Annotated in this window: 3 protein-coding genes; all 3 read right to left on the bottom strand. The window is 35.3% G+C overall.

Annotation, left to right across the window (positions count from 1 at the left end):
• The coding region (locus DIU01_RS06785) for a PKD domain-containing protein (protein WP_290832790.1) at positions 1-5,139 on the bottom strand (5,139 nt) is incomplete at its 3' end.
• 82 nt (positions 5,140-5,221) lie between these two features.
• Positions 5,222-5,632 (bottom strand): hypothetical protein, encoded by a 411-nt coding sequence (locus DIU01_RS06780; RefSeq protein WP_290832788.1) that lies wholly within the window; start codon positions 5,630-5,632, stop codon positions 5,222-5,224.
• Positions 5,633-5,995: 363 nt separating this feature from the next.
• A partial coding sequence (locus tag DIU01_RS06775) for a response regulator transcription factor (RefSeq protein ID WP_367221812.1) occupies positions 5,996-6,690 on the bottom strand: 695 nt, incomplete at its 5' end.

The raw sequence follows: 6,690 nt of genomic DNA, 5'->3' as shown, positions 1-6,690 counted from the left end.
AGAAATTGAAGTTCCTCCTGTAGTGGAACTGGTAGTATTGGAAAACCATTGGTAACTGGCCGTTCCAGTTCCGTTTACGAAGGTAACTGATAATGGATTTGCAATTGATCCGCCTACGCAAATGCTTTGTGTTGGTACTGGTTGCGTGTCAATTGTACTTTGAGGATTTATAGTTATAACGGCAACATTTGTGGAAACACTAGAACAACTTCCAACTAAAGCTGGAAATGTAATAACACCATAATAATAAAAAATTCCTGTTGTAGTTGATGGTGGAGTAAACGTCGAACTAGTTTCACTTGGAATTAAACTTCCACCAGTATTTGAATTTGTCGTATTCGAAAACCATTGATATGTTGGTGTTCCAACTCCATTATTATAAGTGTACGATAATGATGTTGGTGTTCCGTTTTGGCAAACCGTACTTGAAATTGGCTGATTCGCAATTGTTGGCGATGGGTTTACAATTACTGCTGCAGAATTACTTGTCGCTGAACATCCAATACCTGTTTGTGTTATTGCACAATAATAGTATGATGTTCCAACAGTATTTGTTGGTGGTGTAAAAATTGGAGAATTTGTTCCAACAGCAGTTCCGCCGGTTGTTGTGGCAGTTGTTGTGCTGAACCATTGATAGTTGAAAGTTCCAGTTCCGCCAGTTGCTGTTACTGTTAAATTTGTGGGTGTCTCGTTTTGACAAAGTGTCTGGGTTGGTAATGGCTGAGTAGAAACAATTGGATCTGGCAATACATCGACACTTGCCACAGCACTTGTTACACTTCCACAACCGTTTCCAGTAAAATTTATAACGACATAATAATAAAATGTTCCAGCACTATTGAAAACTGGTGGAGTATAAGTGGCACTTGTAGCACCAGAAATTGAAGTTCCGTTTGAATTGGAACTGGTAGTATTGGAAAACCATTGGTAACTTGCTGTTCCAGTTCCGTTTACGAAGGTAGCAGACAAAGGATTTGTAATTGATCCGCCTACGCAAATGCTTTGTGTTGGTAATGGTTGTGTGTTTATTGTTGGTGCGTTATTTACAGTAACAATCGCCGATTGTGAGAGTGTATTTACACAAGATGTAGCATTAGAATCTTGAACATTAATTAAATTATAAGTTAATGTTCCTACTGTATCCGTAGGTGCATTTATTGAAACACTATTTCCAGATGATGTTGTAATTGTTTGACTGGTTCCGCCATTTAAATTATAAGTAAATGTATATGGTGCATTTCCAGATGATCCAGTGAAAGTAATTTGTGGATTTGGAGCATTTAAGCAGACACTAACAGTTCCCGAAATAGTCGCAATTGGACTTGGATTAACTTTTATAGTGAATGTTTTGCTAGGTCCAGTACAACTAACACCTAAATGGGTAAAAGTAGGTGTAACAGTAATGGTTGCTGTTAATGCTGTTGAAGTAGAATTGTTAGCTGTAAAACCAAGAATTGTTCCATTTCCACTTGTTGCTAATCCAATAGTTGAGTTAGAATTAGTCCAAGAATATGTAGTAGTTCCAACTAAATTACTAGTTGAAAATACCGTTGCGGGTATTGAATTTCCATTACAAACTTCAACATTGGTTATGCTATTTACTTGCGCTGATGGATTTACTGTAATAGTAAAAGTTTGTGGTGCACCTGAGCAGGTTAAACTTCCATTTGTAAATGAAGGAGTCACCGAAATAGAAGCTGTTATTGGAGATAATCCTGTATTAATTGCTGTAAAAATTGGTATATTTCCATTTCCAGATGCTGCTAAGCCAATACTTGGATTGTCATTTGTCCAAGTGTACGAGGTTGTTCCGCCGGTTGTTGTGCTAGAAAAAGTTATCGCTGTTGAAGCGCTTCCGTTACAGATTACCTTATTTGTTGTAGCAACTAAACTCGCATTGGGTAAAACCGAAATTATAAATTGTTTTGTTGTTCCGCTACAAGAATTACCACCTATTACAATTGTTGGAGTTACAATTATTGTTGCATTTAAAATTGCTGTGCCATTATTTACTGCTGTAAACGAAGGAATATCTCCACTTCCAGAAGCAGCTAATCCAATTGAAGGATTGGAATTTGTCCAAGTATACGTTGTTGTTCCTGATGTGTTTTGTGTAGAAAAGTTTGTTGTTGGAATTGTACTTCCGTTACAAACTGAAATTGCTGTAGGCTGATTTACCTGAGCTGATGGATTAATTGTAATTGTAAAAGTTTTGGATGTTCCAGCACAATTTACAGTTCCAATAGTGTAAGTTGGCGTAACCGTAATTGTTGCAGTTATTGGAGCGTTCGTTGAATTAGTAGCAGTAAAATTTAGATTTCCAGTTCCCGATGAAGGTAATCCAATTGATGTTGTATCGTTTGTCCAAGTGTAACTTGTCGTACCACCTGAATTGAGAGTAGAGAAATTTACCGAAACTGCGGTTCCATCACAACTCGTTACATTATTTGGCTGATTTACTTGTCCGGTTGGATTAACTGTAATTGTAAATGATTTAGCTACTCCGTTACAAACTGCACTTCCGCCAGAAAATGAAGGAGTTACGGTAATTGTTGCAATAATTGGAGTGTTGGTTGTATTTATTGCAGTAAATGTTGGAATGTTTCCATTGCCAGAAGTCGCAAGACCAATTGATCCATTTGAGTTGGTCCAATTATATGTCGTACCAGCTGTAGTATTCGTTGTGCTAAAAATGTTTGGAGTTATTGAATTTCCATTGCAAACTACTAAAGCGGTTGGCTGGTTAACTTGCGCAGCAGGATTAACAGTTATAATGTAACTGACACTTGCTCCGGTACAAGTTCCAATGGTTGGAGTAATAACATAAGTAACCGTTCCTACCGAATTACTTGTAGTCGAAATTGTTTGAGTTGGTATTGTGGAGGTAGTTCCAGAAGGAATAAATCCAGAAATCCCAGCTGTTGCGGTTGCAGTCCAAGAGAATGTAGCAGATGAAGGGTTGGTCGTTAAATTTACAGGAGTTGTGGCTGTACCAGAGCAAATGGTCTGACTTAAATTGGTATTAGTAATTACTGGTGATTGATTTATTACTAATGTTTGCATTGCAGTATTTGATGCGCCACATTCGTTGGTAACAATCAATGAAACCGCATAACTACCAGAAGTTGGATAGTTTATTGCTCCTGGAGTTGATGTGTTGGCCGTTGATGGATTTCCACCAGGAAAACTCCACGCGTAGGTTAGTGTTGAGCCGGAAGGCGCGCAATTAGTTACCGTTGCAACTGGGTTTATTGTCGCATTTCCACAGAAAGTTGTTAATGGTGCTATGGAAACCGTGGGTGGTTTTTTGACAATAACTGTTTGTGTAGAAGTGAATGTACCACATGAATTAGTCATCGTTAATTTAATAAGATATGTACCTGCTTCTACAAAATTAAAGTTTGCATTGGCAGATGTTTGGTTGGGAATTGGAGTTATACTGGTTCCACAGAAACCAGCACTGTAAGTGACTTGCCAAAGATAAGTTGGAGTATTGCAAGAGTTGGTTGTGTTTGTTGTATTTGTAGCTGTAACTGATAATGGTGCACAGCCATTAGTTGTGTTTAGTGTGAATGTTGGTGTTAATGGTGGTTCGATGCAGATGGTTTTGGAAATGGTTTTAATGTCACAACTATTACCAATATAAAGTGTTATCGTGTAACTTCCAGAACTACTAAAATTTATCGTTGGAGCATTTAATCCATTGCTCCAACTGTCAATATCGTTAGCATTTCCACCATTACTTCCCAATCCAGTAGCTGTCCAACCAGATGCTGGAGAAATTGTCCAATAAAGAGAAGGTGAAGAATTACAACCGCTCTGACCAATAATGGATCCGGGATTTGAAGTGTTTAATAAGGTTATACTTGAATTAATACAACCTGGGTTAGGTGAAATTGTAAAATTCGGTGTTGGTGGTGAATTTATTATAATTGGACCAACTGTTGTAAATGCTGCAGGAAAACAAGGATTTGTGATGGTCATTGAGGCAACAAAAGAATTAGGTATATTTCCAGCGCCAGATGGAATATTTCCACATGAAGTAGTATTGTATGTGTGCGATACAGAGGCAGGTGCGTTAGGATGTGTGTATGTTATATTTTGCCCATCACCAAAATCTATAATGTATTGTGTGCCAGGGACATTTTCTGCTGGTGCTATAATTGGGAAAACTATGGTCTTTGGACTACAACCTGACAAATTACCTGGATTACCTAACGAGCCAGAAGGAGAATTTCCAACGAAAATACCATAATTTTTACTATAAGTACAACCTTGATTAGTTGTTAAGGAAATATTTAAAGTGTAAAATCCTTGTGAATAAGTATGATTTTGGTTTGTATTAAAATTAGATAAATTTAACACGGAACTTCCATCGCCCCAATTAATTGTGTAAGAAGTAACTTGACTTTGATTTAATGTTTGATTTACCAAGTTAATTACTCCAGTTGCATTACTAATGCATCTTGTGAAATATATTTGATTTTGAAATGTCACCATATTTGTATTAGAATTTCCAGGTCCTAAAATTGGTTCAATTTCAGGATAAACTGTCACAGAAATAGGTGTAGATGTTGAAGAACAACCATTTGAGTTAGTAACTGTAACTGTATAATTTCCACCAACAATTGCTGAATAATTTGATAAAGTAGCGTTTGGGATGATGGCACCATTCAAATTCCACTGATAAGTAAACCCATTAACACTTTGAGTTGACAATAATACATTTCCATTCTCGCAGAAAGTTGTAGTTCCATTTGAAGAAATTGTGGGAGTAGTTGGTAATGCATTAACAACTACTGTAGTATTTCCTGTTTCTGTTTGAGGTATATTAGTACTATCCGAAACACTTACCAAAGTATAAGTAAAAGTTCCGGCTGCAGAAGTAACTATTGGAAGTGTAACCGTATTGTTAGTTCCAGATGTTACTATGGTTTGATTACCAGAAACACCTGTAACAGTATAAGTAAAGGTATACGGAGCAGTTCCACCACTTCCAGTAAAAGTTATAACGCTTCCAGTTGCATTTTGGCACAGTGTTGTTCCTCCAGAAATTGTTGCTGTTGGTGGTAAAGTTGTAATTCCAAATGCTGTTAAACAATTTAAAAATAGAAGAATTTGAGTGTAAAGTTTTATCATTTTTGTTACTTGTTTCAATATTTTTAAATTGATTTTTAGGTATTCACTGGTAATTATTTAAAAGAATCTTAAACTCAATGTTTTAATCTAATCGGTAAATATTGTAGGCAAACATTAAATCATCAAAATCAACATATATTTGATTACGGCCTTCTTGAGAGTTTAATTTAACAAGTCTGATAAAACATTTTAAACCATCTTCGTTTATACATAACCATTTTGATGTTTTATCTCCATCATCATCGATAACTGATTCATAGGTTTTAATAATGTCATAAACTTGTTCTTGTTTGCTAAATATTTTGATTCTGTTATTATCACCATCTACTGTTAGCAATATTTCAACAGCTTCAAATTCAGACCATTTAGACCATAAATCTGTTGTTTCGTCTTTACTTCGAAAGGCAAATCCTGTAGTTTTACATTTTATTACTTGTCCATAGCAACTAAATATAAACAACGTTAAAATTAGGGTAAAAAACTTTATCTTCATATTAAATTTTTATGATCAATGGTACTGTTACTACTTCGAATTGCTATCAAATATTTCTGATGAAAACAGATTAGTCAAAAGTGTTTCGATTGGATGAATTTTTCTCCTTATTATTTACTATTCTTTCCAAGTAGAACTAATTTTTTTTATTTTTTCTGCTTTTTTGACTATTGCGTCAAAAGTATAACCAATAAAATAGCATTCATTACGGAAAACCGTAAAGAGATAAAAATAATAGTAATTAATTGTTTAAATAACTGTTTGTTAGTTAATTGAAATTTTACTAAAGATAAAAAAAAAGTTCTCGAAATATTTTTTGCTCATCTTCACTGCACAAAAAACACTCGAACCAACGAAGTGCAACTACGCTATACCCAAATCCTTAGCAATCGCAATAAGATGCACTGTGTTGTTTGCTTTAAAATAGTCTTTTAGTTTGCCTATTCTTTTTTCGATGGCGCTTTTACTGTTGGGTGTGATGCCTAGTTCTTTGAATTTAGTTTCTATTTGATCTTGAGCTACACCAATGGAGAGTTGCTTGATGAGTTGCACATCGAAATTGTCTATCTCATGAATCACTTTGTCTTGTAGAATGTGAGCAAAGTCGGGTGAAATATAGTTTTTGTCGTCTTTGAATAGCGTTTTTATTGCCGTTTTTAGTTCGGTGATGCTTTTTCTTCCTTTGTGAACATAAGCATTTACGTTGAGGTTGTGGAATAATGATTTTACTCGAAAATTTTTATCCTCAATAGAGTAGACGATTACTTTAATGTCGGGTTGTATTTCTTTTACTTTCTCTATAAGCTCTTCGCCAGAGGTAAGCTTTACTTTTCGCTGGTCTTTCTTGAAAGATAAATCACTTATTAATAATTCATAGGGTTCATTGTCTTGCAACGCTTTCTTTATTTTCAATAAGGCATCATCGCAATATTTTGCGTGGTGTATTTCGGTAACAGCTAAACTAGTTAGGGTTTGATTTACTGCAATATTAATGCTGTCAAAATCTTCGGCGACAAGAACTTTTTTAAACATAGCTTTTCTTTTTATTCGGGTACAAT

This window comes from Flavobacterium sp. (assembly GCF_003525665.1).
Taxonomy (GTDB): Bacteria; Bacteroidota; Bacteroidia; order Flavobacteriales; family Flavobacteriaceae; genus Flavobacterium.
The sequence above is the reverse complement of the archived record's forward strand: the minus strand, read 5'-3'. Positions and strand labels throughout refer to the sequence as shown.